The organism is Kitasatospora cineracea (genome assembly GCF_003751605.1).
Taxonomy (GTDB): domain Bacteria; phylum Actinomycetota; class Actinomycetes; order Streptomycetales; family Streptomycetaceae; genus Kitasatospora; species Kitasatospora cineracea.
Window position 1 is genome coordinate 4,789,585 of record NZ_RJVJ01000001.1, and the last position, 26,820, is coordinate 4,816,404.

Sequence of the window (26,820 nt, forward strand, 5' to 3'; positions counted from 1 at the left end):
TCAGACCATGACCGGCACGACCACCGGGACGGGGACGGGGACGGCGCCGCAGGAGGACGTCGTCGACGTCCTGCTGGCGCAGCACCAGCGGATCCGGGACCTGTTCGCGGACGTCCGCGCCGCGCAGGGCGAGCACAAGCAGCAGGCGTTCGACGAACTGCGGGCGCTGCTGGCGGTCCACGAGACCGGCGAGGAGCTGGTGGTGCGGCCCGCGGCCGAGCGCGCGGCCGGGAAGGGCGAGGCGAAGGCCCGCAACGAGGAGGAGGCCGAGGCCAACCGCGCTCTGCTGGAACTGGAGAAGCTCGACGTGACGAGCCCCGAGTTCGACGCCGAACTCACCGCCTTCCAGCAGGCGGTGGAGGCCCACGCACAGCACGAGGAGACGGAGGAGTTCCCCGCGCTGCGGGCCTCCTGCGACGCCGACCAGCGCCGGGCGATGGGCCGCCGCCTCCTGGCGGCCGAGCGGATCGCGCCGACCCACCCGCACCCGGGCACCGCCGGCAAACCGGCCCTGCAGTGGACGGTGGGCCCCTTCGCCTCCCTGCTGGACCGGGCCAAGGACGCCTTCGCCCACCACCGCGACTGACCCGCCCCGCCCCCCGGCCCGCCCGCCGCTGCCGCCCCGCCCTCCCGGCGGGGCGGCAGCGGCGATTGGGCACCCCGTTCGGGGGTAGCCGCCGTCCATGGTGACCGTGGGTGTGGAAGAGGAGTACCTGTTGCTGGACGCCGCCACCGGAGTGCCGGTGGCCCGGGCCGAACAGGTCCGGCAGGCGGCCGAGCAGCAACCCGGGATCGATCGGGGCGAGGTGCAACGCGAGCTGCTGCAGGCGCAGTTGGAGGTCGCCACCCCGGTCTGCGAGACGCTCGACGAGGTCGGCGCCCACCTGACCCGGCTGCGCGGCGCCCTCGCGGAGGCGGCCGCCTCGCACGGCTGCCGGCTGGCCGCCGTCGGCGCCGCCCCCTTCACCGACCGCCTGTCGGTACCGGTCAGCGACACCCCCCGGTACCGCACCATCCACGGGGACGCCCCGCAGCTGACGGACGAACAGCTGATCACCGGCATGCACGTGCACGTCGGCGTCCCGGACCGCGGAGCGGGCGTCGCCCTCCTCAACGGCCTGCGCCCCTGGCTGCCGCTGCTCGTCGCACTGTCCGCCAACTCGCCGCTGTGGAACGGCACCGACACCGGCTTCGCCGACTGGCGGACCGTGGTCTTCAGCCGGTGGCCGGTCAGCGGCGTCCCCCCGCACTTCGACGGCGCCGCCGACTACGACGCCCGGATCCGCGCCCTGGTCGACACCGGACTGATCGGCGACGTGGGCCGGCTCTACTGGCAGGCCCGGCTCTCCGAGCGCTACCCCACCGTCGAGATCAGGGCCATGGACGTCCAACTCCGCGTCGACGAGGCCGTGATGCTGACCGGCCTGGTCCGGGCGGTCGCCGCGACCCTGCTCGCCGACCCCGACCCCGCCCACGCCGCCGCGTTCCACCCCGAGGCCCTGGCCGCCGCGGTCTGGTACGCCGCCCGCCACGGCTGCACCGAACGGCTCCACGACCCCCGCACCGGCACCCTGGACTCCCCGCCGGCGGTCGTGGACCGGGTCCTCGACACCCTCGGCCCCGCCCTGCGCCGCCACGGCGACGCCCCGCTGGTCGAACCCCTCCTGAAACGCCTGCTCACCGAGGGCAACGGCGCGGTCCGCCAGCTCCGCGAACTGCGCCGCGGCGGACGCGCCGGGCTGGTCGACCTGATCAGCAGCGTCACCGACGGCACCGACGGCACCGACGGCACCGACGACGCCACCGGCAGCACCGGCAGCACCGAGGGCGCCGACCACCCCGGCCGCGCCGCCGGGCCCGCCAGGTGAGCCCGGACCGGCCGCCGCGACCAGGTCGTGCCCGCAGGCGTGTCCCGGACCGGGCAGCGCGCCGTACTCCAGCAGCAAGGCCCTCGCGCGGGACGGCCCCGGCCCGCCGAGGCGGTGGAGGCGGCCGGCGCCCCCGCCGCGTCCCGGTGCACCTCGAAGTCCGCCTCCGCGGGCCCGCCCGTCAGCAGCGCGGCGGCCCGGTGCCCCGCGAAGGCGTACGCGGGGCCGGCGTGCAGGGCGAGGGCCCGCTCACAGGCGCAGCACCACCAGGGCGGTGTCGTCGGTGAGCCCGGCGGGCGGGACGAGGTCGGCGAGCAGGGCGTCGGCCAGCGGGCCGGGTCCGGCGCGGCGGTGGCGGGCCAGCGAGCGGGCCAGCCGGCCGAGGCCGACGTCGATGTCCTCGCGGCGGCGCTCGACCAGGCCGTCGGTGTACAGGACGAGGACGGAGCCCTCGGCGAAGGCCGTCCGCGCCTGGGGGCGTCCGGCGAACTCGGGACGGGCACCCAGCGGGGGATCGGTGGCCCGGTCCAGGAAGGCCACCGTCCCGTCCGGGCCGCACAGCGCGGGCGGCGGGTGACCGGCGCTGCTGTAGGCGAGGGTGCGGTCGGACCGGTCGATGAAGACCGACACGGCGGTGGTGTTCTCCGCGCCGTCCACGGAACGGGCGTACCGGTCCAGCACCTCCAGGGCCTGGGCGGGGCCGGCGGCGACCCGGGAGGCGGCCGACAGCGCGCTGCGCAGCTGCCCCATCACCCCGGCGGCGCGCAGCCCGTGCCCGACCACGTCGCCGACGGCCACCGCGGTGCGCCCGTCGTCGGGCAGGTCGACCAGGTCGTACCAGTCGCCGCAGACGTTCAGCGCACCGGCGGCGGGCCGGTAGCGGACGGCCGCCCGGTGGTGGTCCGGCAGGCTCAGCGCGGGCAGCATCGCCGCCTGCAGGTGCAGGGCCACCTCCCGTTCGCGGGCGTGGGCCCGGCGCAGGCGCTCGTTGACGTCCTGGAGCTCCCGGGCCCGGCTGTACAGCTCGGCCCCCAGGGCCCGGGCCCGGCCGCTGTCGCGGATGCCGCGGGCCCGGATCAGCTCGGTGACCTCCTCGACCCGGTGCACCAGGAGCACCACCTCCCCGTCCGGGCCGAGGACGGGCACGTTGACCGGGCTCCAGTAGCGCTCCTGCCACTCCCCGGGCCGCCCGGGCACCTCCACGTCGTAGCGCTGCAGCGACATGGTGTCGCGCACCCCGGTGGCCGTGACGCGCCGCAGCGAGGCGTGCAGGTTGCGCACGCCGCTGGCCGCCGGGTCGCCGGGGTTGTCCGGGAAGACGTCGAACAGGAACCGGCCGACCACCTGCGCGCGGTCGCGCCCGGACAGCGACAGGTACGCCTCGTTCACCTCCACGAACACCAGGTCGGGGGTGAGCAGGGCGACCGCGCCCGGCAGGGCCTGGAAGACGGCCCGGTAGTCGATGACGGGTCCGCTCACGATCCACCTGCCGTACGCCGCCGGTTCCCGGTCGGGAGTCCTTCCACGATAGGCACCGCTGCCCCGCCCGGCCCCCGCACCCGGCCCCGGCCCCCGCACCCGGCCCCGGGCGCGGCGCATGGACCGGGGCGCGGCGCATGGACCGGGGCGCGGTGCATGGACCGGGGCGGGCCGGACACACGCGGAGCATGACGAGCAGGTGGACGACCCGGTCGGTGAAGGCACGACGCGCGGCCCCGTACGCGGGCGCCGCCCTGGCGGTGGCGGCCGCCGCCGTGGCGGGCGCACGGGCCTCCGGCCCCGCAACCCCGTGGTACCGGTCGCTGGACAAGCCCCGCTGGCAACCCCCGCCCTGGGTGTTCCCGGCGGTGTGGACCCCGCTGTACGCCTCGATCGCGTGGAGCGCCGGACACGCGCTCGGCCGGACCCGCGGCCGCGAACGCGCCGCCCTGGCCGCCGCGTACGGGACGAACCTGACGGTGAACGCCGGGTGGACCTGGCTCTTCTTCGGGCTGCGCAGCCCCGCGGCGGGAGTCGCGGGCAGCCTCCTGCTGGACGCCGACACCCTGCGACTGATCAGGCGGACGGCCCGCCACGACCCTGCCGCGGCCGCCGCGCTCGTGCCCTACGCCGGGTGGTGCCTCTTCGCCACCGTGCTCAGCGGCTCCCTGGCCCGCCGCAACAGCTGAGCCCGCTCCGCCGCTGCCCGGGCCGGCCCGGCGCTCCTACCGCCCCGGCCCCGACCGACCCGCCGACCCGCGGCAGGCCGTCCGTCCGCAGCACCAGGTCCCGTCCGATCTGGCCGACCACCACGACGCACGCGCCGCCCGGTCGGGGCCGCGCCTGCCCGCCCCGCCGAGCACCGGAACGCCGCCCGCCGAGCACCGAAACGCCGCCCGCCGCCCGCCGGAACGCTGCCGGCCGAGCGCCGGAACGCGGCCCGGCGGGGCGAGAACGGGCCGCTCAGGCGTGCGTGCGCCGCTCCACGCCGGGCATCCGCGCGGAGAGCCGGAAAGAAGCAGCGGACCCGGAGGAGCGGAAGGAACCCGCCATGACCGACCCCGACCGGAAGCAGAAGCACGAGACACCCGACCTGCCGCCCGACGCCGGGACGGAGGTGCCCGACGCCGCCCCCGTCGCCGACGAGGAGGGCCGCGACCCCACCGAGGGCCCGGCCTCCGAGCAGAACCGCACCGCCGCGGACACCACCAAGGCCGAGGGCGAGGACGAACCCCCGACTGACCCCCGACTGACCGCCCGGCCCGCCCGACGCTCACCCACCCGACGCCCACCCACCCGACGCCCGCCCACCCTGCGCGGGCGCGACCCGAGGAGCAGAAGGAGCAGCGCATGACCGAGTACGAGCGCTCCCGCACCATGCCGGCCCTCCCGGAACCGGTCTTCGACGAGGCGACCGGCCCCGGACGCCTCGACACCTGGATGCCCCGCGACCTGCACGTCCGGGTCGACGACCCGCCCGCGGCGACCGTGCACGAGGACCGCGGCGACACGAACGAGCGCGCGCTGCTGCGCACCCGGCGCGAGCAGCTGCGGATGGAGTGGGGCACCCGCGACGACGGCCGCTACGCCGGCTGGCTCCAGGTGGCCGGCCTGGACGGCGGGACCAGCCAGGTGACCGTCCACCTCTCCTTCTTCGACGAGGACTCCGCGCCCCCGCGGGAGACGGTCGAGCAGGAACTGGACGAGAGCCTCGCCCGGCTGGAGGAACAGGTCCGGCTCCGGGCCGACAGCGGCGGCTGACTCCTCGCGGCGGTCTCCCGCAGGGCCGTTCCGCACGGCCGGAGGGGTGAATCGGGCTGGGCCGCACGGGTGGCCGGGCCGCGTCGGACCGGTGGAAGGGGCGCCCCTCGACCACGCTGTCGGCACGAGCACCCCGAATCAGGGGCGCCGCCCCGCCCGGGACGGCACCCTTCCCGAGACCGAGGAGTCGACAATGTCCCGCACCCGAAAGTACTTCGCCGTCGTCGCGCTGGCCGCCACCGCCGTGCTGGGCACCGCCGGAGCGGCCTCCGCGTCCGCCGGCGCCCAGGGCGTGGCCGCCGGTTCGCCCGGCGTCCTCTCGGGCAACCTGATCCAGATCCCCGTGCACATCCCGGTCAACGTGTGCGGCAACAGCATCGGCGTCATCAGCGCCCTCAACCCGGCCTTCGGCAACTCCTGCGCCAACATCGGCTGACCGTAACCCCAGCCCGACAGGCCCCTCCCGCCCCCGGGAGGGGCCTACGCGTGCGCCGGCCCGCCCCCGACCACACGGTCCCCGGCCCGGAACTCACTGATTGTTCGTCAGCTCCGATACACGACACGGCCGAAGAGCCCCGCGCGACGCCGCGCGGGGCTCTTCGGCGTGCCGGGCTCCCGCAGATTCCCGGTGCAGGGGGGTTGACCCGGACCGCGTTGTACCCAAAGGTGGCTCCGAAATATAAAGGTAAGGTTTCGAAATTTTCGGAACCTTTGTCGTCGGGAGAGCCGCCATGCACCGACCAGTACCGCAGTTCACCACCGGACGCCGGGCCGCCCTCGGGCTGGGCCTGGGGCTGGGCCTCGCCGCCACCCCGCTCGGCCGGGCCCTCGGCCTGACCGCCGACGCCCGGGCCGCGGCCCTCCCAGGCGACGACAGCGGCAGCGGCAACGGCGCTGCCCGGCCGACCGATTCGGGGAGTTGGATCTCCTTCACCCCGCGCGCCGGGTGCCTCCCGCTGGTCGAGGACGGCCGGGCCGCTCCGATCGTGGTCAGCGGGGCGGACCACCCGGGCGTGGTGCGGGTGGTCGGCGACCTCGCGGACGACCTGGAGCGCGTCACCGGCGTCCGCCCGCAGGTCGTCCGCGACACCGTGCCGCGCGGCCGCACCGCGGTGATCGTCGGCACCGTCGGCCGCAGCCCTCTGATCGACCAACTGGTGGCGGCCGGCCGGCTCGACGTGAGCGGCATCGCCGGCCGCTGGGAGACCTCGCTGCAGGCGGTCGTCGAGCACCCGCTGCCCGGCGTGGACCGGGCCCTGGTGATCGCGGGCAGCGACCAGCGCGGCAGCATCTACGGCGTGTACGACGCCTCCCGCGGCATGGGCGTCTCGCCCTGGTACTGGTGGGACGACGTCGTCCCGCAGCGCCGCGACGCGGTGTACGCGCTGCCCGGGCGGCACACCCAGGGCACCCCGGCGGTGAAGTACCGGGGCGTCTTCATCAACGACGAGAACCCGTCGCTCGGCACCTGGGCGCCCGCGTTCTTCGGCCCGGGCAAGGCGCCCGGCTTCCCCGGCGGCTTCAACGCCGACTTCTACGCCAAGGTCTTCGAGGTGCTGCTGCGGCTGCGCGCCAACTACCTGTGGCCCGCCGTCTGGGGCCGCGCCTTCGCCGAGGACGACCCGCTCAACCACGCCACCGCACCGCGTACGGCATCGTGATGGGCACCTCGCACGAGGCCCCGATGATGCGCGGCATCGAGGAGTGGAACCGGCACGCCACGCCCGCCGTCCGCGACGCCGCGGGCAACGTCACCACCCCCGGCCACGACCCGTACGGCGGCACCGGGGAGTGGTCGTTCCGCCGCAACGCCGAGGCGGTGAAGGCGTACTGGAGGGACGGCGTGCGGCGGATGGCCGAGCAGGGCATCGAGGGCGTGGTCACCCTCGGCATGCGCGGCAACGGCGACGTCAGCCTGCCCGACGGCGACGGCATCGAGCTGATGTCGGAGATCATCGCCGCCCAGCGGAAGATCCTCGCCGAGGTCACCGGCCGCGACCCGGCCGCGATCCCGCAGGTCTGGACGCTCTACAAGGAGGTCCAGCGCTACTGGGACCGCGGCCTGCGGGTCCCGGACGACGTCACCGTGGTGCTCACCGACGACAACTGGGGCAACGTCCGCAAGCTCCCCGACCCCGCCGAGGGCGCCCGCTCGGGCGGCTACGGCCTCTACTACCACTTCGACTACGTCGGCGTCGGCCGCAACTACAAGTGGGTCGACACCACCTGCCTGCCCAACCTGTGGGAGCAGCTCGACCAGTCCCACGCGTACGGCAACCGCACGCTCTGGGTCGCCAACGTCGGCGACCTCAAGGGCAACGAGCTGCCCACCCAGTTCTTCCTCGACTACGCCTGGCAGCCCGAACGCTGGCCGCTGGAGCGGCTGTCCGACTGGGAGGCCGGCTACGCCCGGCAGAACTTCGGCGAGGCCCAGGCCCGGCAGATCGCCGAAGTGCTGTCCACGTACGGGCAGTTGCAGTCGATCCGCAAGCCCGAGCTGCTCAACCGCAAGATCACCGTCGACCCGGCCAAGGACCCGGCCACCGACCCGTCCGCGATCCGCTACGACGACAGGGCCACCCCCTTCTCGCTCACCGACTACCGGGAGGCGGAGACGGTCACCGCCCGCTGGCAGGCCCTGGCCGCGGACGCCGAACGCCTGGCCCGCCGCCTGCCCGCCACCGTCCAGGACGCCTGGTACGAACTGGTCGGCTACGAGGTCGCCGCCACCGCCAACCTGTACGCGCTGCGCGCCGCCGAGTTCACCAACCTGCACTACGCGCCGCAGGGGCGCGCCCTGGCCAACGACCTCGCCGCCGAGGCCGAGGCCAGGCTCGCCGACGACCTCGCGCTCGCCGAACGCTTCAACACCCGGATCGCGGGCGGCAAGTGGAACGGCTTCCAGACCCAGCCGCACATCGACTACGGCGACGTCGACCGGTACGGCCCCAACGCGCCCTGGCAGCAGCCCGAACGCGACAACGTCGCCCTGCCCGACGTGCTGTTCCCCGCCGTCGCCCGGATCGAACTGCCCGACACCGCCGAGCTGGGCGTCGCCGTCGACGGCTCCGCCGCCTGGTGGCCGCACGAGCAGACCCCCGCCGTGCTACCGGAGTTCAGCCCCTACCAGAGCCAACCCGCCCAGTACGTCGAGGTGTTCAACCGCGGCCGGCGCCCCTTCGACTACCGCGTCACCACCGGCGCGCCCTGGCTCACCGCGGACCGGCCGAAGGGGCGGATCGACAAGCAGCAGCGGGTCGTCCTCACCGTCGACTGGGCCCGCGCCCCGTACGGCACCACCGAGGTGCCCGTCACCGTCACCGGACCGGACGGCGCGAACGTCGTCGTCACCGCCCGGGTCAACCGCCCGAAACTTTCGAAGAAAATCCCGGCCGGACACGTCGAGGCCAACGGCTACGTCGCCATCGACGCCGAGCACCACACCCGGGCCGTCGCGGCCAGCGGCGTCTCCTGGCGGACCGTCCCGGGCATCGGCCGCACCACCGCCGGCGTCACCCCCGTCCCGGTCACCGCGCCCCGGCAGACCCCCGGCGGCTCCGGCCCGCGCCTGGAGTACCAGGTGACCCTGTTCACCACCGGCCCGGTCACCGTCTGGGCCCACCTCTCCCCGCGCAACGACGCCCTCGCCACCGGCGGACCGGCCTACGCGGTCTCCTTCGACGACCAGCCGCCGCAGACCGTCGAGACCATGTCCCAGAGCGGCGCCGACTCCGGCACCATGAACGCCCAGTGGGCCTACGGCACCTCCGACAACGTCCGCCGCAGCGCCACCCGCCACACCCTCACCACCCCCGGCACCCACCGCCTCACCTTCTGGATGGTCGACCCCACCGTCGTCCTGCAACGCCTGGTCATCGACACCGGCGGCCTGCGCCCCAGCCTCCTCGGCCCGCCCGAGAGCCACCGCGCCGGCTGACCGGCCCGGCGGCCGGGAACGCGGCAGCGGCCCGCCGACGGGAGTCGGCGGGCCGCTGTGCGGACGGGACGGGGGCGCCGGTCAGGCGGCGGCGGGGGCGGGGAGGTCGAGACCGCGGGTGGTGACCAGGTGGGCGGTGCCGTCGACCAGGCGGTAGGAGAGGCCGACCACGGCGGTGGTGCCCGCGGCGACCGCGGCGGCCAGGGCGTGCGAACGGTCCAGCAGGAGGGCGACGGTGTGCCGTATGTGCTCGTCGATGAAGTCGGAGTTCTCGGTGTAGCCGGCGGCGTTGGCGGCCAGCACGCTGGGGGTGACCCGCTCGATGACGTCGCGGACGAAGCCCTCGCCGCTGGAGCCCGCGGCGACGGCCTCCCGGGTGGCGCCGACCGCGCCGCAGGAGTCGTGGCCCAGCACGATCACCAGCGGGGTGCCGAGCAGGCTCACGCCGTACTCGATGCTGCCGAGCACCTCCGGGCCCAGCACGTGGCCCGCGGTGCGGACCACGAACAGGTCGCCGAGGCCCTGGTCGAAGATGATCTCGGCGGCGAGGCGGGAGTCGGAGCAGCCGAACAGCACCGCGAACGGCGCCTGGGACGGCGCGGTCTGGGCGCGGCGGGCGGCGTCCTGGTTGGGGTGGCGCGGGGAACCGGCGACGAACCTGCCGTTGCCCGCAAGCAGCATCTCGAAGGCGGCCTGGGGAGTGAGGTGCGTGGCGTCAGTCATGCCCGCAGACTACGTCCCCCGTCCACCCCGGGTCGCGCCCGGGCCATCCCCTGGACATCGCGGCACCAGGAGGAAAGCATGATCAACCGGGCGATCACGGCCGAAATCGTTCGGATACCGGTGCCGGGGGTGGCGATAATCGCAGCCGATCCGGGGCGATGGTGCGAATGCTCTCGCTCCCGGGCCGGCCGCCGGACAGCCGTTGACCGGCCCCGACCAGGGCGGGAACCGCGCCGGCGGCGGGACGGCGGCCCGCCGGGCCCGGAGGACGGCCGGAGGGCGGCCGGCGCAGCGCTGGAGGCGGGACCGCAGGGGCCGGGGCCCCGGCCCGGCGGGGGAAGCGGGCCGGGGGCGTACGGGGGTGCTGCTCGGCGCGGACGGGGCGCTGCCGGGCTCCCCGCCGGGGGGCGGGGTCAGCACATGTAGTCGGCGCTGCCCTGATAGCGGGTGCCGGACCAGTTGACGAAGTAGATGTCGTAGACGCCGTGCCGCATGCCGTTGCCCGCGGTGTAGGTGGAGGTGCGGAACTGCTGGAACTGGCCGTCGCCGTAGTTGTTGTAGTAGCTGCTGGGGCAGCCCATGCCGCTCAGGTTGGTGGCGGGAGCGGCGGAGGCGGTGCCGGCCGGGCCGAGGGCGAGACCGCCGGCGAGGGCGGTGACGGCGAGGGCTCGGGCAGCGCGGCGGAAGGTCATCGGAACTCCTGGGAACGTCGGTGGCGGGCCGCGGGCGAAAAGGGCGGGGCGGCCGTGCCGGGGGACTCGGGCCCGTCCCGGCGCGAACGATCGTGCTGGGCCCGGCCGTTGCGGGTCAATGGTCTGGACCTCTTGGCCGGAAGCATGGCCGGATCGCGCCGCCCGGCCGGTCGGGCCCTGTTCTGGTCCGACGTCTCCTGGTCCGACGCCGACCCCGCGCCGCGGTCGGTGCTGCCGAACGGTCCCCTCCGGACGAGTGGTGCCCGTCTGAAGGGTGCGGCACAATCGCAGGCTGCTCGTGCGCGACGCCCCGAGCATTTGCTTGACTTGCAGGTCGTTCCTGTCCGGCTGACCCGGGACCGCGCCGGTCCGAAAAGAGAGGCACCTGATGGCGAGGCTGACGCTGCCTGTGGAGGTTCCCCCGACGCGCCGCGCCCCCGAGGGCGGGTACACGCTGCACGGCCGGCACTACGAGGACCCGTACGTCTGGCTGGAACGGCTCGAAGACGACGAGACGGTCGACTGGATCGCCGCCCAGGAGAGGGTCACCCGCGCGGTGCTCGACAGCGTCCCCGGCCGCGACGGTCTGCGCGCTGCCGTCGCACGCTCCACTCGCCACGCGCGGCTGTCCCCACCGATCCCCGCGGGCCGGAACGGGCGCACTTTCCATTGGCAGGCCGGCGCCGACGACGAGAAGTCCGCCCTGATGACGCGCCGTTCGACCGGTGCCCCGGCAGAAACCGTGATCGACCCGGGCGCCTGGCCGGCCGGCGACGTCCTGGTGTTCGCCGAACCGTCCCCCGACGGCACCCTGGTGGCGTTCGGCCGGGCCCGCGGCGGCACCCGCGACGCGGTGATCCACCTCCTCGACGTCGGGACCGGCCGGCTGCTGCCCGACCGGGTGCGGGGCACCGACCACGGCTCGGTCGCCTGGCGACCCGATTCGTCCGGCTTCTTCTACACCGCCTACCCCGAGCCCGGCGAGGTCCCGCCCGACGAGCAGGCGTACTGGCACGCCGTCTACGAGCACCGGATCGGCTCGGACACCCCGGCCCGCAAGGTCTTCGGGGACGACCGCGACAAGGACCGCTGGTGCACCGTGGCCGCCGGCGAGTGCGGCCGGTACGCGGTCATCACCCTGTGGGACTTCGTGCACGCCAACGACGTCACCCTGCTGCGGCTCACCGACGACGAGCTGATCCCGGTGGCCACCGGAATGCGGTCGGTCAACCAGGTGCAGGTGATCGACGACGCGGTGCTCGTGTGGACCGACCTCGACGCGCCGCGCGGACGCCTGTGCACCGCTCCCCTCACCGACCCGGCCTCGTGGCGCACGCTCATCCGGGAAGGCCCGGACATCCTGCAGACCGTCACCGGGATCGGAGGCCGCCTCTACGCCGTCTACTCGCACGCCGCCTCGCACCGGGTGGCCGTCCACGCCGCGGACGGCACTCATCTTCGGGACCTGGCGCTCCCGTCCCTCGGCTCGGTCAACCGGAACGAGGGGGTGGGCGTCGTCAGCGGGGTCACCGGCTCCTGGCACGGCGACGACGTGTGGGTGGCCTTCACCTCGTTCGTGCAGCCGCCGTCGCTCTACAGGTACGACTACGCGCGGGACCGGCTGGAGCCGTACCACGTACCCGACGCCGGCCTCGACCCGGCCGCGTACACCACGCAACAGGTCTGGTACGAGTCGGCCGACGGCACCCCCGTGTCGATGTTCCTCGTCCACCGCACCGACCTGCCGCGCGACGGACGGCGACCGGTCCGACTCAGCGGCTACGGCGGCTTCAACATCCCGGTGGAACCGCGCTTCTCGGCCGTCGGCGCCGCCTGGCTCCAACTCGGCGGGGTGCTGGCCCACGCCAACGTGCGCGGCGGCGGCGAATACGGCCGCACCTGGCACGAGGCAGCCGTCGGCACGCGCCGGCAGAACGCCTTCGACGACTACGTCGCCGCGGCCCGCCACCTGGTCGCCACCGGATGGACGACCCCGGAACGGATCGCCTCGCGCGGCAACAGCAACGGCGGCCTGCTGGTCGCCGTCACCGCACTGCAGGCACCCGAAGCGTTCGGCGCCGTCTACTGCCGCGCACCCCTGCTCGACATGCTGCGCTTCCCGGCCTTCCCCAACCTCAGCGGCACCACCGTCGAATACGGCTCGCCGGACGACCCCGACGAGTGCGCCTACCTCGCCGCCTACTCGCCGTACCACAACGTGCGGAACCACCGCTACCCGGTGATCGCGATCGCAACGGCACTCAACGACCGCACCGTTCCGCCGTACGACCCGCTCAAGATGATCGCCGCCCTCCAAACCGACGCCCCTCAGGGCGGCCCCTACCTCCTGGTGCCGCTGCGCGACTCCGACCACGGCGGAGGAACCACCCGGTCGGCCCTCATCGAGCAGGACGTCGACGAGCTGAGCTTCCTCTGCTGGACGCTCGGCGTCCCGGCACGGCCGAGATGACCGGCGGATGACCGGGCCGAGACGGACCCCCTGCGCGCGAAGAACCGGGGGCCCGCCCGCCACCCCGCTGTTCCACGGGCGGCCGCTCGCCACCCGGGAGGCGGTGGCGGGTCAGGCGGGGCGAGGGGCGGCCGGTTCGCGGTAGAGGGACCAGGTGGCGGCGGTGAGGGCGGCGGAGGCGAGCAGGGCCCAGGTGACCCGGCCGTGGAGGACGAGGGCCGAGCCGGGGACGACGCCGGCCAGCATGGCGAGGGCGGCGAGGAGGCGTCGGCGGCGGCGGGGGGAGCGGGGTTCGGCGGCGAGGCCGGTGAGGGTCATGGTCAGGACGGTGGTGGTGAGGTCGGGGACGCCCAGGCTGCGGACCGTCGCGTTGCGCAGGCCCATGGCCAGGGCGAGCAGGGCGATCACCGGGTACTGGACGTTCCCGCCGGTGCCCGCGGCGGACACCACGGCCGCCGCGGCCAGGTGCAGCGCCGTCTCCGCGACCAGGGCGGGGCGCAGCCGCCCGGCGGTGAGGTGGCCGCCGAGGGCCGCGCCGAGCAGGAACGCGGCGAGCGAGGTGATCGACCCGAGGACGGAGAAGCCGGGCGCCCCGGCCAGGGCGAAGCCGACGACGACCACGTTGCCGGTCATGTTGGCGGCGAAGACGTGCCCGAGCCCGAGGTAGCTGACGGCGTCGATCAGCCCGCTGACCACCGTCAGCCCGTACAGGGCGAGCACCAGCGGGTCGGCGTCGCCGGTACCGGCCGCGGCGGCCTTCGGTGCGGACACGGTGCTCCTCCTGGACGGGGCCTGACGGTCTGCCAGCAGTGTGCCGGACCCGCCGCGGTGGCGGCAGGTCCGGCGGCGGCGTGTCAGCGGCGGCCGGTGCGGGGAGGGCGGGTCAGCGGCGGTCGGGTCGGCAGGAGGCGGGTCAGCAGCGGTCGGGGAAGTGGCGGGCCAGGTCGGCCGGTGTGGTACGCGCTGGGCGGCCGGCGGTGGTGGCGGCGGTGGTGGCGGGGAGGCCGATCGCGTGGCGGGCCTGGGTGAGGGTGGCGGTCCAGTCGCCGGTGAAGCGGATCGCCCGGTCGTCGATGTAGACCGCGGCGCCCAGCTTCTTGTTGGTCACCAGCAGGCAGTCGCCCTGCCAGTAGGCGCGCTCCGGGTCCTCGTCGACCAGCGTCTCCAGGCCGGAGTGCTCGCGCAGCCAGCCCGCCACGGCGGCGTGGAAGCGGCGCGGCCGGGCGGTCATGATGAACACCGACCGGACCTTCTTCAGCGCGTGCAGCGACTCGATCGCCCCCGGGACGGGCTTGCCGTAGATCAGGCCGTCCTGCCAGCCGTCGTCGTGCGCGACCAGCGTCTGGTCGAAGTCGATGCCGACGGCGTGCGAGGCGGGCGAGGCGGGGTCGAGCGGTACGACGGTCATGGGACCGGTCTCCTTCGGGTGCGAGTGCGGGCGCCGCCGCGGAGGCGGCTTGCGGACGCGGGGCCGGCTCGTGGCCGGTTCGAAGGAGAGGAGTGGGGCGGGGCGGTCCGCTTACCGGGTTCGGCCGCAGAACGCGATCAATGCACTCCATGGGGTGACGGCCGCGGGTGGGCGTGCTGGTGGGAGGCCCGGCCGGCGGGGCCGTCCGGAGGCATCCGGCGCCGTCCGGGAGCATCCGGTGCCGTCCGGAGGAGCGGCTGCCCCGCACGGGCTGCTCACTCCGGGGTGAGGGCGATCAGCGCGATGTCGTCCGCCAGGTGGTGGCTCCAGTCCCGGACGTCCCGTTCCAGGAAGGACAGCACCGCGGCCGGGCCGCCCGCCCCGAAGGCCGAGAGGCGCTCGGCGGCCGGGTAGAACTCCCGGGACGCGTTGCGGGCCTCGGTCAGGCCGTCGGTGTACAGCAGCAGCGCCTCCCCGGCGGGCAGCGGCACCCGCCCGGGCACCGGCACGTCGCCGCCCAGCGCGCCGAAGCCCAGCGGCAGCAGCGCCGGTGCCGCCACCTCCCGCACCCCCGCCGGGCCCAGCGCCAGCGGCGCCAGGTGCCCGCAGTTCACCACCTCCACGTACCCGTCCGCGGCCCGGTGCTGGAGCAGCAGCGCGGTGGCGAACAGCTCCTGGTCGTCGCGGGCCGCCGCGCTGCGCGCCGTGTGCCGGTCCAGCCGGGCCGCGAGTTCGCCGAGGTCGGCGGTCTCGTGCGCCTGGGACCGGAAGCAGCCCAGCAGGTCGGTGACGGTCTGGACGGCCTGCAGGCCCTTGCCGCGGACGTCGCCGATCAGCAGCCGGGTGCCGTGCGGGGTCTGCACCGCCTCCAGGAAGTCCCCGCCGATGCCCGTGCCCGCCGTGGCCGGCTGGTAGCGGGAGGCCAGCCGCAGGCCGCCCAGCCGCTCCGGGACCGGGTGCAGCACCGCCGCCTGCAACGCCGACGCGCTGGCCCGGCTCGCCGCCAGCCGCTCGCCGCGCTGCCGCCGCCCCCACACCGCCAGCCCCGTCACCACCCCCACCACCAGCGCCGCCCCCTGCGCCAGCGGACGCTGCGCCAGCTCCGCCCCCGCCAGCACCCGCACCAGCAGCCACTCCGCGGCCGCCGCCCCGACCACCCCCAGCACCACCCCCGGCAGCCCCGCGATCAGCGCACCCACCGCGACCACCGCCGCCGCCACCCACAGCAGGTTCTCCGCCTGCCGCCCGCTCGCCCCCAGGCTCACCGCCGACGTGGCGGGCAGCGACTGCGCCGCCGCCGTCCCCAGCAGCACCGACACCGGGTGGAACGCCGCCGCCGTCCCCAGCCGGCCGCGCGGCAGCGCCGACAGGAACCACGCCATCTGCGGCACCTGCGCCATCATCACGCCCACCCCCGTCAGCAGCGCCGACAGCGTGCCCAGCAGCATCCCCGCCGCCCCGTGCATCGGCAGCACGTGGCACAGCGCCAGCCCGATCACCGCCAGCGGCAGCCCCAGCGAGCAGCCCGTCACCGGCGAGACCCGCCGCTCCCGCACCAGCAGGCAGCCCGCCGCCCCGCCCGCCCCGTACGCCGAGACCATCAGCGCGGTCGGCGCCGCGCCCAGGCCCGAGGCCGCCGTCAGCACCGGCAGCGCCAGCAGCACCGCGAGCTGGGTGAAGCCCACCGCCACGCCCGTCGCCAGCGCCATCGTGGTGATCCGCGGCGGCACCGGGAACGGGCGCAGCCGCCAGCGCCGCGCCGTCACCGCCGCCGCGGCCGGCAGCAGCGCCAGCAGGGCCAGCGTCCGCGGATCCGACCAGCCCCACACCGGGCCCACCTGCAGCGCCGTCACCGCCCCCGCCAGGGCCATCGCCAGCGCGGCCAGGAACACCCGGTCCAGCGGCACCGGCGGATCGCCCGCCTCCGGCAGCCGCCGCAGCGCCAGCACCAGCAGCCCCAGCGCGACCAGCGCGCCCAGGGCCGCGCTCACCCGCAGGCCCGGCATCGACGGGGCGCGCGGGATCAGGTTCGCCGCGCCGAAGAACGCCGCCGACATCACCGCCAGCCAGCCGCCCAGCACCTGCGGCATCCGGCCCGGCGGGTTCAGCGCCGCCACCGAGGCCAGGCACCCCGCGAAGGACGCCGACACCCCGACCAGCACCACCGCCCGGCCCAGCAAGTACGACCAGTCCGAGAACGCCACCGCCTCGACGGCCAGCCCCGCCACCAGCACCCCCAGCGACCAGGCCAGCACCCGGCGCCGCCCCCGGACGTCGCCCGCCCGGCCCGCCGCGAACAGCGACAGCACCATCAGCGCGCCGCCGCCCACCTTCATCCCCACCACCTGCTGCTCGCTCAGCCCGAACCGGACCCGCACCGCGGGCAGCGCCGCCCCCTGCAGCACCGGCGACACCACGTAGAACACCGCGGCCGCCGCCAGCAGCACCCCCACCGACCGGCCCACCCCCACCCGCCCCGGCACGGACGGGACGCCCGGCGGCACGGGCGCGGGGAAGGGGGCGGCCGTGGGGCTCGCGGCCATCGGGAACCTCGATCCGCTCGGAGGGGAGGGGCCACCCCACTGTGCCAGGTCGAGAACGGCAAACTCCAACAAAACGGACAAAACCCTGACGTGTAGGACGCCTGACCGCACAGGCCCGGCGGGCGGCGAGGAACACCCAGTGACCCGGTGCGACCGTTCACGGCGCCGCCGAGGCGCCCCATACTGGCCGGATGGGTGCAGAGGCCGAGCCGTTCCGTACCGTCCCCGCCGAAGTGCGGCCCTACCTGGCGGAGCTGGTGCGCCGCACGCGCGCGGTGTGCGGCCCCGGGCTGACCGGGGTGGTCGCGGTCGGCTCCCTCGCGCTCGGCGACTACCGGCACGGCCGCAGCGACGTCGACGTCACGGTCCTCGTGCAGGAACCGCCGCCGGCCGCGGTCCTGCGGCAACTGGCCGACGCCCTCGACCACCGGCAGCTGCCGTGCCCGGCGGCAGGGCTGGAACTGGTCGTCTACGCCGCGGACTTCGCCCGCCTCCCGTCCGGGGAGGCCGGCTACCTGCTGGACCTCAACACCGGCGCCCGACTGCCGGGCCGGGCCGCCTTCGGCCCGGACGGGGGACCCTCGTTCTGGTACGTCATCGACCGCTCCGTGGCCCACCAGGCCGGCATCGCCCTGTACGGCCCGCCCGCGGCCGAGGTGATCGCGTCACCCGGACCGGCCGACCTGCACACCGCGATCCGGGCCTCGGTGCGCGAACACGGCGACGGCCAGGGCCACCTCGCCGACAACCGGGTCCTCAACGGCTGCCGCTCCGTCACCTACTGCCGCACCGGGCGCTGGCTGGCCAAACGCGAAGCGGCCCGGCAACTCGCCGCCACGGAAGAGCACTTCCGCCCCCTGCTCGAAGCCGCGGTCCACAGCTTCGAACGCACCCGCACCGCCGCACAGCCCCTCCCCGCCCCCCAACTCCGGGAGTTCCTCACCTGGGCCCGGGCCCGCGTCGACGAGCACGCCCCGGCCCCCGACGCCTGACGGAAACGCCGCCGCCTCCCGGAGCGCCGCCGCCTTCGAGCGGACCGGGGTCAGCGGACCACGTCGAAGACGTTCTTCTGGACGCCGTTGGAGTACGTGGCGAACTCGACCAGCTCCAGCTTCTGGACGTCCTTGTCGGTGTCGCTGAACAGCCGCTTGCCCGCGCCCAGCAGCAGCGGGAACACCAGCAGGTGGTAGCGGTCGACCAGGCCCGCGTCGGAGAGGGCGTGGTTCAGGCGGGCGCTGCCGTGGACGATGATCGGGCCGCCCTCGGTCTCCTTCAGCGCGGCGACCTCGTCCACCGAGCGCAGGATGCTGGTCGGGCCCCAGTCGGACACCAGGGCGTCCGGGGCGAGGGTGGTCGAGACCACGTACTTCGGCAGCTCCTTGTAGTGGGCGAACTCCGCCATGCCCGGCCACACCGGGCTGAACGCCTGGTAGCTGACCCGGCCCAGCAGCATCGCCGCGGCCTGCTCCTGCTCCCGGCCCTTGATCTCGAACGCCTCCGGGACGAACTCGATGTCCTTGAACGTCCAGCCGGAATTGCGGTAGCCCGGCTCGCCGCCGGGGGCCTCCATCACGCCGTCCAGGGAGACGAAGGCGGTGCTGATCAGGGTGCGCATCGGTGGTACCTCGTTCTTGTGCGGGAGGGGAGGAAGGGATCGGGGCGGGCGGTCGAGGTCAGGCGGGGAGCAGGGCGGAGAGCCAGTGCTGCCAGGCCGCTCCGGCGGCGGCCGGGTCGGGGGCCGGCTCGGCGAACAGGTGGTGGAAGAGCAGCAGCACGCCCGGCGGGTGCAGGAAGGCGTACAGGCCGTCGGCGGTGCGGACCTCGAAGCGCTCGCCGTCCGACCACACCAACTCGCCGTCCAGCGGCGGCAGTCCGGCCGGTTCGGCGTGCACCCGGGCGCCGGCCGGCGGGTCGGCGGGCAGGCCGAGGGCGGCGGTCAGCGCGGCCCGGACCGCGCCGGCGGGGCGGTCGGCCGTCGGCTGCACGGCGAACACCGGGACGGCGGTGCGGCCCGCGAAGTGCGCCAGGTACTCGCGCAGCGTGTGCAGGTGGAACGGCCAGCCGCTGCGCAGCGCGTCGTACTCGTCCGCCCAGTCGTCGCCGAGCACGCCGCTGTGCACCACCCGCAGCACGGTGCTGCCGCCGTCGCGGCCCTCGACCAGGTACTCGAAGGCCGTGAAACGGCCGTCCGGGCCCGGCTCGGTGCGGGTGGCGAAGCGCTGGCCCGGCTCGTACGCGGTGACGGTCGCGGTCTCCCGGTGGCCGCCGGTCTCCATCGCAGCCGTCCCGCCGACCCGGGGGTCGACCTCGTTGCGGCCCATGAACCAGGAGTCGATGCCCGGGCCGGTGGCGATCGCCTCCCAGACCTGCTCCGGGTCGGCCGGCAGCGCCAGCTCGAATTCCAGCTCGAAGGGGTGCGGCACGGTGTCAACTCTCCTGGGAGGACGGGGCATCGGCGGGGGAGGGGGCGGCATCGGGGATCTGGTGCAGGCCGACCACCACCCGGTGGGTGCGGCCCTGCGGGGCGGACTCGTCGTGGTAGCGGGACACCAGGGCGGTGACCGCCTGCGAGAGCTCGGCGGCGAACGCCGCCCGGTCGGCCGCCGAGGCGAACCGGACCCGGGCGTCGATCCCGAACGAGGCCACCCGCTGACGGGCCCGGGCCGCGCCCGTCAGCAGCGACCCGACCTCCTGCACCATCCGGGCGCCGAGCGCCAGCAGCCAGCGCGCGGAGAGCTGGTCCGGCGAGCGGGACGGATCCGGGCTGACCGCCGCCAGCGCCGCCGGCGAGATCACGTACGAGGCCGCGGTGGCCCGGTACACCCGCTCCGTCACGCTCCCCTTGCGGCGCTCCTCGGCCAGTTCGACCAGCCCGTGCCGCTCCAGCTCCTTCAGGTGGTAGTTGACCTTCTGCCGGGGCAGCCCGAGCCGGGCCGCCAGCATGGCGGCCGAGCCCGGCTCGGCCAGCGCGGCCAGCAGCCGGGCCCGCATCGGATCCAGCGAGGCCTCGGCGGCCGCGGGTTCTTCGATCACAGCGACGTCCAACACCCCTCCAGGGTGATACCGACAAATTTTTTTGTCAAGGAGGGGGAATTTTTCGGCGGCGGGAGTGTCGGGGAGGAGCGGGAAGGAGCGGGAAGGGCTGACGGACGGTCAAGACGGCAGCTGGGCAGGGGAACCGGCCCCCGAGCCGGCCGGGTTACGCTGGAGCGCCCGCCGGGGCCGGCGGGCGGACGGGGGTGGGGCGTGAGCGTCCGGGCGAGGCCGACGCACTGCGGGCTGGACGCCGCGGTGGAGGTCATCAGCGGCAAGTGGAAGGTGCTGGTCATCTGGGCGCTGCGCGACCGCTCCCGCCGCTTCGGGGAACTCCGGCGGCAGGTCCCCGGGGTCAGCGAGAAGGTCCTGGTCCAGCAGCTGCGCGAGCTGGAGGCGGACGGGATCGTGCTGCGCCGGACGTACGACGAGGTGCCGCCGCGGGTGGAGTACTCGCTGACCGCGGACGGCCGGGCGCTGGACGAGGCGCTGAAGCCGCTCGGGGCCTGGGGCCGGGAGCGGCGGCCGGTCCACGGCTGAACCGGGGGAGGGAGAGCCGGGGGAAGGAGAGCGGGTCCGGCGCGTACGGGGTCGGAGCGGTTCCCGGGCACGCACTTGTATGTAAGTACTTGTCCGGGTTCCGGGCGCGCCGTTAGTTTCGAGCTGCCCGAGCAGCCGGGTGCAACGCACCGCCCGGCGGCCAGAGTTCAGGTTCCGCGGCCGATGAGCCGGCCTGCGCGGACCTTTCGAACGCGAATCCTCCCCCGAAGGAGAATGCCGCCGTGGCGGACGAAAAACGCACCCCTGTGACCGTTCTCGGCCTCGGCCTGATGGGCAGCGCCCTGGCTTCCGCACTCGTCCGGGCCGGACACCCGACGACCGTCTGGAACCGCACGCCCGGCAAGGCCGGCGCACTGGTGGCGCAGGGCGCGGTGGAGGCCGCGGGCGTGGCCGAGGCGGTGACCGCGAGCCCGGTGGTGGTCGCCTGCCTGCTGGACCACGACGCGCTGCACGAGGTGCTCGCCCCGGCCGCCGACGCCCTCGCGGGCCGCCTGCTGGTCAATCTCACCTCCGGCCTGCCGGACGAGGCCCGGCAGGCCGCCGCCCGGGCCGCGCGGCTCGGCACGGAGTACCTGGACGGCACGGTCATGACCGTCCCGCCGCTGGTCGGCCAACCCCGGACGCTGCTGTTCTACAGCGGCTCGCGGGCCGCGTTCGACACCCACCGGGAGACCCTGGCCGTGCTCGGCGGCAACGGCGTCTTCCTGGGCGAGGACGCCGGAGCCGCGGCCCTCCACGACCTGGCGCTGCTGGGCGTCCTGTGGTCGACGTTGGCCGCTGCCCTGCACGGTTTCGCCCTGCTCGGCTCGGAGCAGGTCCCGGCCTCGGCGCTGCTGCCCTTCCTCGGGCCCTGGATCACCCAGGTCGTGCTGCCCGGCATCGCCGGTGCCGCCCGGCAGGTCGAGGCGGGCCGGTACGGCGACGCGCTCTCCACCGTGGCGCTCAACCGGGCCGGCCTGGCCAAGATGGTGAAGGCCAGCGAGGCCCGGGGCATCCGCCCCGACCTGATGGTGCCGATCCACGGCCTGCTGGACGCCGCGGTCGCCGCCGGCCACGGCGGGGACGGCCTGGCGAGCCTGTTCGAGGTCATCCGCACGCCGGAGGGCGGGGCCTGACCGGAGCGCCGCGTCCGCCCTCGTCCGGTGGCCGGCCGTCGCTCCGGGCGTTGCCGGGGGCCGGGCTCGGCAGGATCGGGCCCGGGCCCGGGCTCAGCCGGCCTGGGCGAGGCGGGTGGCGGTCTCCAGGAGCAGGGCGTGGACGAAGGCCTGCGGCAGGTTGCCGCGCAGTTGGCGCTGGGCGATGTCGTACTCCTCGGCGTACAGGCCGGCCGGGCCGCAGGCGGCGCGGTTGCGTTCGTACCAGCGCAGGGCCTCGGGGAGGCGGCCCTGCTGGAGTTGGGCCAGCGAGACCAGGAACCCGCAGAGCAGGAAGGCGCCCTCGGCCTCGGCGAGCGGGCCGGGGCGGTGGCGGAAGCGGTAGCAGTGGTGGTCGTCGGCGAGGTCGGCGAGCACCGCGGCGAGGGTGGCCCGGGTGGGGCGGGCGTGGGCGGGGACGGCGCCGCGCAGGGCTGGCAGCAGCAGGGCGGCGTCGACCGCCGGGTCGTCGGGGGAGCGCTGCCAGCGCCCGCTCGGGTGCAGGGACTCGGCGAGCGCGGCGGCGGTGAGGCGTTCGGCGAGCGGCAGCCAGTCGGGGCGGCGCAGGGCGTCGGCGGCGGCGCGCAGGCCGGCCGCGCAGGTGAGGCGGCTGTGCGTCCAGTGGTCGGGGTGGATCTCCCAGATGCCGCAGTCGGGTTCGCGGTGCCGGGCGGCGATCGCCTCGGCCGCGACCACGGCCGCCCGCCGCCCGTCGGCGTCCAGCTGGTCGTGCCGGGCGGCGGCGGCCAGCAGCAGCAGGGCCTCGCCGAACCCGTCGAGCTGGAACTGCCGGTTCACCAGGTTGCCCGCCACGTCGAACCCGCCCGGGTAGCCGGGCAGTTCGAGCCGGTGGAGGTCCGGGACGGGCCCGCCGTCCAGGGTGTACGCGGGGGCCAGGTCCGGCCCGTCGGTGAGCAGCCGGACGGCGACGAAGCGGGCCGAGCCGGCCAGCAGCGGGTGCGGCCCGCGGGCGGCGAGGGCCTGGCCGATGTACGCCTGGTCGCGGATCCACACGTACCGGTAGTCGTAGTTGCGGCCCTGTTCGGCGCGTTCGGGCAGGCTGGTGGTGGCCGCGGCGACGCTGCCGCCGTCCGGCCCGGTCAGGCCGGTCAGGACGGCGTACGCGTGCCGGACGTCGCGGCGCCCCGGCAGTCCCGTCAGCTCGTCCGGGCCCGGGACGTCCGCCGCCCAGGCGGCCTCGGTGTCCCGCCAGGCGCGGTCCGGGTCCGGCGGGGCGGCGGGCGGGCGGTCGCCGAGTTCCAGCACCAGGTCGTGCCGGGTGCCCGCGGGCAGGCGCAGCACGGCGTGCAGCCCGCCGCAGCGGCCGGGCCGGGCGTCCGGCAGGCCGGTCAGCCGGCCGTGAAACGGGCCGGTGCGCAGCGTCCAGCGCCCCGCCTCGTCCCGGGCGGGGACGGCGGCACCGGCGGTGCCGAAACCGGCGGCGAGGTGCAGCGACACCTCCAGCTCGGCGGGGCCGTCCACCGCCACCACGCGGCGCAGCAGCACCGCGCGGTGCGGGCCCGCGGGGCGGGCCAGCGCCTCGCGGCACTCGACCACCCCGCCCCGGGTGATCCACCGGCTGCGGTACACCAGCCCGCCGTCTTCGTACCGGCCGCCCGGCACGTACGCCCCGGTCGGGGTGACGCCGTACCAGCCAGGGCCGCCGATCAGCGCGGACAGCACCGCGTCGCTGTCCCAGCGCGGCACGCACAGCCAGCCGAGCACGCCGTCCGGGCCGAGCAGGGCGCCCCGGTGGCCGTCGGCGAGCAGCGCGTAGGCGCGCAGCACGTGCGGGACGGGCGGCGTGCAGGGGCGGTGGGACGCGGCGGGCATGGCGGTCTCCCGGGGATGGACGGCCGACTTCTCGATGGCGCGGCTTTCCGGCCCGGCCGGAGCGAAACACCGGGCCTGCCCCGGCCGGTTTCCGACCGGCGGGCACCGGGCACACGCCCGGCCACACGTGTGGCCACCCCCTCGGCCGCACGTGCCGGTCGGCCGCCCGGCGGCGGCCGCGACCCGACGGGAGGACCCGAGGATGCGACGGCAGGAACGTCCACTGCACGACATGGGCGGGGCGATCGGCCCCGCGGAGACCGGAGGGCGGCAACCGGACGCCGAGCGGGAGCCCGGCGGCGACGGGACGGAACGCGGCCCCGCACCGATCGGCAAGGGCGACACGGCGAACGTGGCGGGCAGCGACGAACAGCAGCCCGAGATCGCCGAAGGCCCGGTACCGGGCACCCCGCCGGACGAACGGCCCGGCGACGGCGGGACCGGCGACGGTGACGGCGCCGGCGCCGGCGGCGTCACCCGGGAACTCGACCCGCCCGGCCCGCCGCAGACCCCGTCCCGCCCGGTCCGCCCGGACGCGGTCGAGGACGCCCCCGCCGCCCTCGACCCCGAACGGGCCCGCCCGCCCGACCCGGCGGCACCCCCCGAGGACGAGGGCCTCCCCGACCTCGCGGACGGCTCACCCACCGCCGACCGCGCCGCCGACCCGCAGCGCCCGCCCGTCCCCGGCGACCGCCCCACCGCGGCCGAGTCCTTCGGGGTGACGGGGGACGAACAGGCCCGCGGCGAGTCCCTGGACCAACGCCTCGCCGCAGAACGCCCGGAGACCGGCGAACAGCCCCCCGGGGCGGAGGACCGGTCACCGCGGCCCGGGCAGTCGGCCGAGGAGGCGGCGATCCGGGTGCACCGGGAGGACGAGGACTGACGCACCGCCAGTTCGACTGCCCGCCGAGCAGGTCGACGGTCAACCGGCCGGGTGGTCGGTGCGGCGCAGGGTGGTGTGCGGGGTGGTGCGGAAGGCCGTGCGGTAGTGGGCGGCGAAGTGGCCGGGGTGGGCGAAGCCCCAGCGCATGGCGATGTCGGTGACGGTCGCGGTGGCGGGATCGGCGGCGAGCAGGTCGCGGTGGGCGGCCTGCAGCCGGACGTGGCGGAGGTGGGCGAGGGGGGTGGTGCCGAGGTGGCGGCGGAAGGCGTACTGGAGGGCGCGGGGGGTGACGCACGCGGCGCGGGCGATGTCGGCGAGGGTGACGTCCCGGTCGGCGTGGGCGTCGATCCAGGCGAGGGCGCGGCGCAGGGTCGCGGGGGTCGCGTCGGTGCGGTCGGCGCGGACCGGGTCGGTGCGGGCACTGTGCGGGAGGGCGGCCAGGGTCATCGCGGCGAGGTGCTGGGCGGCGGTCGAGACCAGCAGCCCGGTGGGCGGGCGGGCCGCGTCGCCGAGGACGTGGTCGCGCAGGTGGGCGACGGCCGAGCCGAGGGCGCGCCCGGCCGCCGGGGTGAGCGGGCGGGTACCGGTGAGGCGGACCGGCGCTCCGGTGCCGGAGGGGTCGAGCCCGGACAGCAGGGCCGGGTCGAACATGGCGATGGTGTAGCGGGCGGAGCGGACCTCGCCCCGGTACGGGGTGCCGGGCGGGGCCAGCAGGAAGGTGTCGCCCGGGCCGTAGACCTGTTCGCGGCCGCCGGTGCGGTCGACCAGGGTGCCGCTGTGCATGCTGATCAGGCAGACGCCGGGCAGGCCGTGCGCGTCGAAGGCCATGTCGTAGCCGAAGCTGAGGCGGTCCACGCTGAGCCGCTCCACGGCGTGGCGGCTGATCCGAACCCGGGCGTCCTCGACCGGCCCGCCGATCCGCATCGGCGTGTAGGCGGTGGACAGGAACTCCTCGGTGTCGTCGACGCTGCGGCTGTCGAAACGAAGTGTCTCCATCGGCATGCTCCTGTCCGGCGGTCCCGTCCGGCGGGCCGCCGCCTCCTCCGGCGCCCGAGGGTACGTGGCGGCGGCGCCCGGGGAAGCCTGCCGCGCCGCCCCGGCCGGGGTTTCGCTCCCGGGACGGCGGTGGCCGGAGGATTTCGTTCCCCGTGTTGCGCGGGCGGCGCGGGCTCGGCGACGGTCGGAGGGGAACCCCCCCGGGGTGTTCGCCGAAGCACTCGCCGAAGCACTCGGCGAGGATCCGGCAGGGATCCGGCAGGGATCCGGTGAGGACCCGGTGAGGACTCGGCCCGCATGCGGAGCAGGTTCGGCACACGCGCGGCGAGGGTCCGGCGGGGACGGACGGCGGGAGGAGAGCACGGCCATGCGCAGGAAGACGGTGACGGGACTGCGGGTCACCCACCGGCCGGGTCCGGACGGCAGCCGCGTCGTCGAGGTGACCGGCGAGGCCGACCTGGACACCGCCCCCGAGCTGGCCCGGGCGCTGCGCGAGGCGCTCGGGGGCCGGCCGGCGCCGCGCACCCTGGTGGTCGACTGCTCGCGGCTGGGCTTCTGCTCGTCGTCCGGCCTCAACGAGCTGATCAAGGCCCGGCGGGCGGCGATCGAGGCGGGCATCGCGTTCCGGCTCGGCGCGCCGAGCGGCCAGGTGGTGCGGCTGCTCGAGGTGACCGGGACGGACGGGGTGTTCGAGGTGGTGGAACCCCGGCGGTAGCGGGCGCGGGAGGGGGCGGATCGGGTCTGGTCGGCAACTGCCGTGCTGCGCATGGGCGTTGGGGGTGGAGGGTTTTCGGGACGGGCCTCCGGGTAGGCGCGGCGGCCAGGAACGAGGGGGAACGGAAGGAAGCACCTCATGGACACCCGCCGTCACGCCGTCCCCATCCCCTCGGGGCCGGTCGGCATCGTGGGACGGCCCGGACCGCGGTCGACGCGCTCGGCGCACCGGGTCGAGGAACGCGCCCCGCAGCCGGCCGCGCCGTCCCGGGGGCCGTCGTCGTCCGCCGCAACGGCCGTCCCCGCGGACGTGGAGCTGTACGCCGTCCTGGGGGAGGACTGACGCCACGGCGGCCACCCGGCCGCTCCGGCCGAACCGACCGACTCTCGACCGACTCGATCGGCCCGACTGCCCCGGACGTCCCGGCGAGCCGTGCGGTCCTGCGAGGTCTGCGGGGCCGCGCCGCCCGCCGGGCATCCGTACAGTGCGGTGCTCCCCGGGCGGGGGCAAGGGCCGGGCGGGGTCCGGCTGCTGGTCGCCTGCGGGGCCGAACACCTGGCCGCGCTGCTCGCGGACCGGCGGCAACAGCCCTGCACGCCGGAGGAGTTGTGGATCGGCCAGCTCTGCGCCGTACTCCGGCCGGCCGGCCGCGAACCGACGCCGGAGGAACTGCGGCAGGCCGGCGGCCCCGACGCGGAACGGATCGACCGCGTCCTCCGGGCGGTGCGGCGGCGCCGCGGCCGGGCCGGGCCGGAGGAGCTGCTGGGAGCGGAGCCGGACTGAGG

Annotated in this window: 25 protein-coding genes and 1 pseudogene; 15 read left to right on the top strand and 11 right to left on the bottom strand. The window is 75.9% G+C overall.

What is annotated here, in order from left to right; all coding sequences use genetic code 11:
• Window positions 1-7: 7 nt before the first annotated feature.
• Window positions 8-586: a hemerythrin domain-containing protein gene (locus EDD39_RS21680; RefSeq protein WP_123558447.1), complete on the top strand. Its 579-nt coding sequence runs from the start codon at window positions 8-10 to the stop codon at window positions 584-586.
• Between the two features lie 97 nt (window positions 587-683).
• Complete coding sequence (locus EDD39_RS21685; protein ID WP_123558449.1) at window positions 684-1,868, top strand: carboxylate-amine ligase; 1,185 nt, start codon at window positions 684-686, stop codon at window positions 1,866-1,868.
• Between the two features lie 249 nt (window positions 1,869-2,117).
• On the opposite strand, the gene EDD39_RS21690 is transcribed toward EDD39_RS21685, so the two are convergent.
• Window positions 2,118-3,350, bottom strand: coding sequence for a PP2C family protein-serine/threonine phosphatase (locus EDD39_RS21690; RefSeq protein WP_425269755.1), 1,233 nt, complete (start codon window positions 3,348-3,350; stop codon window positions 2,118-2,120).
• Between the two features lie 212 nt (window positions 3,351-3,562).
• On the opposite strand from EDD39_RS21690, the gene EDD39_RS21695 reads away from it, so the two are divergent.
• From EDD39_RS21695 to EDD39_RS21715, 5 genes and pseudogenes are all read left to right on the top strand, one after another.
• A complete protein-coding gene (locus EDD39_RS21695) occupies window positions 3,563-4,036 on the top strand; it encodes a TspO/MBR family protein (RefSeq protein WP_244256897.1) in 474 nt (157 codons plus the stop codon).
• A gap of 362 nt (window positions 4,037-4,398) precedes the next feature.
• A complete protein-coding gene (locus tag EDD39_RS21700) occupies window positions 4,399-4,701 on the top strand; it encodes a hypothetical protein (RefSeq protein ID WP_123558455.1) in 303 nt (100 codons plus the stop codon).
• Window positions 4,698-5,108: an SRPBCC family protein gene (locus tag EDD39_RS21705; RefSeq protein WP_123558457.1), complete on the top strand. Its 411-nt coding sequence runs from the start codon at window positions 4,698-4,700 to the stop codon at window positions 5,106-5,108. Before EDD39_RS21700 ends, EDD39_RS21705 begins: the two co-directional genes overlap by 4 nt.
• Window positions 5,109-5,301: 193 nt before the next feature.
• On the top strand, window positions 5,302-5,544 hold the full coding sequence (locus tag EDD39_RS21710) for a chaplin (protein WP_030462579.1): 243 nt from the start codon (window positions 5,302-5,304) through the stop codon (window positions 5,542-5,544).
• Between the two features lie 295 nt (window positions 5,545-5,839).
• A pseudogene (locus EDD39_RS21715) lies at window positions 5,840-9,045 on the top strand (glycosyl hydrolase 115 family protein).
• 81 nt (window positions 9,046-9,126) lie between these two features.
• On the opposite strand, the gene EDD39_RS21720 reads toward EDD39_RS21715, so the two are convergent.
• Together EDD39_RS21720 and EDD39_RS21725 are read right to left on the bottom strand one after the other, a co-directional pair.
• Window positions 9,127-9,768 carry a carbonic anhydrase gene (locus EDD39_RS21720; protein WP_123558459.1) on the bottom strand — a complete coding sequence of 214 codons (642 nt, stop codon included), beginning with the start codon at window positions 9,766-9,768 and terminating at the stop codon, window positions 9,127-9,129.
• A gap of 413 nt (window positions 9,769-10,181) precedes the next feature.
• Entirely contained in the window at window positions 10,182-10,460 is a 279-nt protein-coding gene (locus EDD39_RS21725; protein ID WP_123558461.1) for a hypothetical protein, read from the bottom strand.
• Between the two features lie 388 nt (window positions 10,461-10,848).
• On the opposite strand from EDD39_RS21725, the gene EDD39_RS21730 reads away from it, so the two are divergent.
• The gene (locus EDD39_RS21730; protein WP_123558463.1) at window positions 10,849-12,930 is read left to right on the top strand and encodes a prolyl oligopeptidase family serine peptidase; all 2,082 of its coding nucleotides are present in this window, start codon (window positions 10,849-10,851) and stop codon (window positions 12,928-12,930) included.
• Between the two features lie 111 nt (window positions 12,931-13,041).
• Here the strand turns inward: EDD39_RS21730 and EDD39_RS21735 are convergent, their stop codons facing one another.
• The 3 genes from EDD39_RS21735 to EDD39_RS21745 form a co-directional block, all read right to left on the bottom strand.
• On the bottom strand, window positions 13,042-13,701 hold the full coding sequence (locus EDD39_RS21735) for a YoaK family protein (protein WP_123558465.1): 660 nt from the start codon (window positions 13,699-13,701) through the stop codon (window positions 13,042-13,044).
• Between the two features lie 142 nt (window positions 13,702-13,843).
• Window positions 13,844-14,338, bottom strand: a complete 495-nt coding sequence (locus EDD39_RS21740; protein WP_123558467.1) for an HAD family hydrolase — start codon at window positions 14,336-14,338, stop codon at window positions 13,844-13,846.
• Window positions 14,339-14,613: 275 nt separating this feature from the next.
• Window positions 14,614-16,881 carry a SpoIIE family protein phosphatase gene (locus tag EDD39_RS21745; RefSeq protein ID WP_123558469.1) on the bottom strand — a complete coding sequence of 756 codons (2,268 nt, stop codon included), beginning with the start codon at window positions 16,879-16,881 and terminating at the stop codon, window positions 14,614-14,616.
• A gap of 191 nt (window positions 16,882-17,072) precedes the next feature.
• On the opposite strand from EDD39_RS21745, the gene EDD39_RS21750 reads away from it, so the two are divergent.
• A complete protein-coding gene (locus tag EDD39_RS21750) occupies window positions 17,073-17,873 on the top strand; it encodes a nucleotidyltransferase domain-containing protein (RefSeq protein ID WP_123558471.1) in 801 nt (266 codons plus the stop codon).
• Between the two features lie 50 nt (window positions 17,874-17,923).
• On the opposite strand, the gene EDD39_RS21755 is transcribed toward EDD39_RS21750, so the two are convergent.
• The 3 genes from EDD39_RS21755 to EDD39_RS21765 are packed head-to-tail and all read right to left on the bottom strand — an operon-like array spanning window position 17,924 to window position 19,929.
• Window positions 17,924-18,496 carry a dihydrofolate reductase family protein gene (locus EDD39_RS21755; protein WP_123558473.1) on the bottom strand — a complete coding sequence of 191 codons (573 nt, stop codon included), beginning with the start codon at window positions 18,494-18,496 and terminating at the stop codon, window positions 17,924-17,926.
• A gap of 58 nt (window positions 18,497-18,554) precedes the next feature.
• Window positions 18,555-19,304, bottom strand: a complete 750-nt coding sequence (locus EDD39_RS21760; protein WP_123558475.1) for an SRPBCC family protein — start codon at window positions 19,302-19,304, stop codon at window positions 18,555-18,557.
• Between the two features lie 4 nt (window positions 19,305-19,308).
• Window positions 19,309-19,929, bottom strand: coding sequence for an ArsR/SmtB family transcription factor (locus EDD39_RS21765; RefSeq protein ID WP_123558477.1), 621 nt, complete (start codon window positions 19,927-19,929; stop codon window positions 19,309-19,311).
• Between the two features lie 198 nt (window positions 19,930-20,127).
• Between EDD39_RS21765 and EDD39_RS21770 the strand changes: the two genes are divergently transcribed.
• Window positions 20,128-20,454 carry a winged helix-turn-helix transcriptional regulator gene (locus EDD39_RS21770; RefSeq protein ID WP_123558479.1) on the top strand — a complete coding sequence of 109 codons (327 nt, stop codon included), beginning with the start codon at window positions 20,128-20,130 and terminating at the stop codon, window positions 20,452-20,454.
• Window positions 20,455-20,696: 242 nt separating this feature from the next.
• Window positions 20,697-21,590 carry an NAD(P)-dependent oxidoreductase gene (locus EDD39_RS21775; protein WP_244256899.1) on the top strand — a complete coding sequence of 298 codons (894 nt, stop codon included), beginning with the start codon at window positions 20,697-20,699 and terminating at the stop codon, window positions 21,588-21,590.
• Window positions 21,591-21,683: 93 nt separating this feature from the next.
• Here the strand turns inward: EDD39_RS21775 and EDD39_RS21780 are convergent, their stop codons facing one another.
• The gene (locus EDD39_RS21780; RefSeq protein ID WP_123558481.1) at window positions 21,684-23,441 is read right to left on the bottom strand and encodes a glycoside hydrolase family 15 protein; all 1,758 of its coding nucleotides are present in this window, start codon (window positions 23,439-23,441) and stop codon (window positions 21,684-21,686) included.
• Between the two features lie 202 nt (window positions 23,442-23,643).
• Here EDD39_RS21780 and EDD39_RS40355 point away from each other — a divergent pair, with 202 nt between their 5' ends.
• On the top strand, window positions 23,644-24,324 hold the full coding sequence (locus EDD39_RS40355; RefSeq protein ID WP_208765556.1) for a hypothetical protein: 681 nt from the start codon (window positions 23,644-23,646) through the stop codon (window positions 24,322-24,324).
• A 39-nt stretch (window positions 24,325-24,363) separates the two neighbouring features.
• Here EDD39_RS40355 and EDD39_RS21790 read toward each other — a convergent pair whose 3' ends face one another.
• Window positions 24,364-25,320, bottom strand: a complete 957-nt coding sequence (locus tag EDD39_RS21790; RefSeq protein WP_123558483.1) for a helix-turn-helix transcriptional regulator — start codon at window positions 25,318-25,320, stop codon at window positions 24,364-24,366.
• Between the two features lie 367 nt (window positions 25,321-25,687).
• On the opposite strand from EDD39_RS21790, the gene EDD39_RS39710 reads away from it, so the two are divergent.
• The 3 genes from EDD39_RS39710 to EDD39_RS21805 all read left to right on the top strand — a co-directional run bounded on the left by EDD39_RS39710 (window position 25,688) and on the right by EDD39_RS21805 (window position 26,818).
• Window positions 25,688-26,035, top strand: coding sequence for an STAS domain-containing protein (locus EDD39_RS39710; protein ID WP_162870076.1), 348 nt, complete (start codon window positions 25,688-25,690; stop codon window positions 26,033-26,035).
• 138 nt (window positions 26,036-26,173) lie between these two features.
• Window positions 26,174-26,377, top strand: coding sequence for a hypothetical protein (locus EDD39_RS21800; protein WP_123558488.1), 204 nt, complete (start codon window positions 26,174-26,176; stop codon window positions 26,375-26,377).
• A 147-nt stretch (window positions 26,378-26,524) separates the two neighbouring features.
• Window positions 26,525-26,818, top strand: a complete 294-nt coding sequence (locus EDD39_RS21805) for a hypothetical protein (protein ID WP_148089491.1) — start codon at window positions 26,525-26,527, stop codon at window positions 26,816-26,818.
• Window positions 26,819-26,820: the final 2 nt, after the last annotated feature.

Excerpts from the sequence above, each read along its gene's own strand:
- EDD39_RS21680 (WP_123558447.1), top strand. The coding sequence starts at position 8 with ATGACCGGCACGACCACCGGGACGGGGACGGGGACGGCGCCGCAGGAG.
- EDD39_RS21685 (WP_123558449.1), top strand. The coding sequence starts at position 684 with ATGGTGACCGTGGGTGTGGAAGAGGAGTACCTGTTGCTGGACGCCGCC.
- EDD39_RS21700 (WP_123558455.1), top strand. The coding sequence starts at position 4,399 with ATGACCGACCCCGACCGGAAGCAGAAGCACGAGACACCCGACCTGCCG.
- EDD39_RS21705 (WP_123558457.1), top strand. The coding sequence starts at position 4,698 with ATGACCGAGTACGAGCGCTCCCGCACCATGCCGGCCCTCCCGGAACCG.
- EDD39_RS21710 (WP_030462579.1), top strand. The coding sequence starts at position 5,302 with ATGTCCCGCACCCGAAAGTACTTCGCCGTCGTCGCGCTGGCCGCCACC.
- EDD39_RS21720 (WP_123558459.1), bottom strand. The coding sequence starts at position 9,768 with ATGACTGACGCCACGCACCTCACTCCCCAGGCCGCCTTCGAGATGCTG.
- EDD39_RS21725 (WP_123558461.1), bottom strand. The coding sequence starts at position 10,460 with ATGACCTTCCGCCGCGCTGCCCGAGCCCTCGCCGTCACCGCCCTCGCC.
- EDD39_RS21730 (WP_123558463.1), top strand. The coding sequence starts at position 10,849 with ATGGCGAGGCTGACGCTGCCTGTGGAGGTTCCCCCGACGCGCCGCGCC.
- EDD39_RS21740 (WP_123558467.1), bottom strand. The coding sequence starts at position 14,338 with ATGACCGTCGTACCGCTCGACCCCGCCTCGCCCGCCTCGCACGCCGTC.
- EDD39_RS21745 (WP_123558469.1), bottom strand. The coding sequence starts at position 16,881 with ATGGCCGCGAGCCCCACGGCCGCCCCCTTCCCCGCGCCCGTGCCGCCG.
- EDD39_RS21750 (WP_123558471.1), top strand. The coding sequence starts at position 17,073 with ATGGGTGCAGAGGCCGAGCCGTTCCGTACCGTCCCCGCCGAAGTGCGG.
- EDD39_RS21755 (WP_123558473.1), bottom strand. The coding sequence starts at position 18,496 with ATGCGCACCCTGATCAGCACCGCCTTCGTCTCCCTGGACGGCGTGATG.
- EDD39_RS21780 (WP_123558481.1), bottom strand. The coding sequence starts at position 23,441 with ATGCCCGCCGCGTCCCACCGCCCCTGCACGCCGCCCGTCCCGCACGTG.
- EDD39_RS40355 (WP_208765556.1), top strand. The coding sequence starts at position 23,644 with ATGCGACGGCAGGAACGTCCACTGCACGACATGGGCGGGGCGATCGGC.
- EDD39_RS21790 (WP_123558483.1), bottom strand. The coding sequence starts at position 25,320 with ATGGAGACACTTCGTTTCGACAGCCGCAGCGTCGACGACACCGAGGAG.
- EDD39_RS39710 (WP_162870076.1), top strand. The coding sequence starts at position 25,688 with ATGCGCAGGAAGACGGTGACGGGACTGCGGGTCACCCACCGGCCGGGT.
- EDD39_RS21800 (WP_123558488.1), top strand. The coding sequence starts at position 26,174 with ATGGACACCCGCCGTCACGCCGTCCCCATCCCCTCGGGGCCGGTCGGC.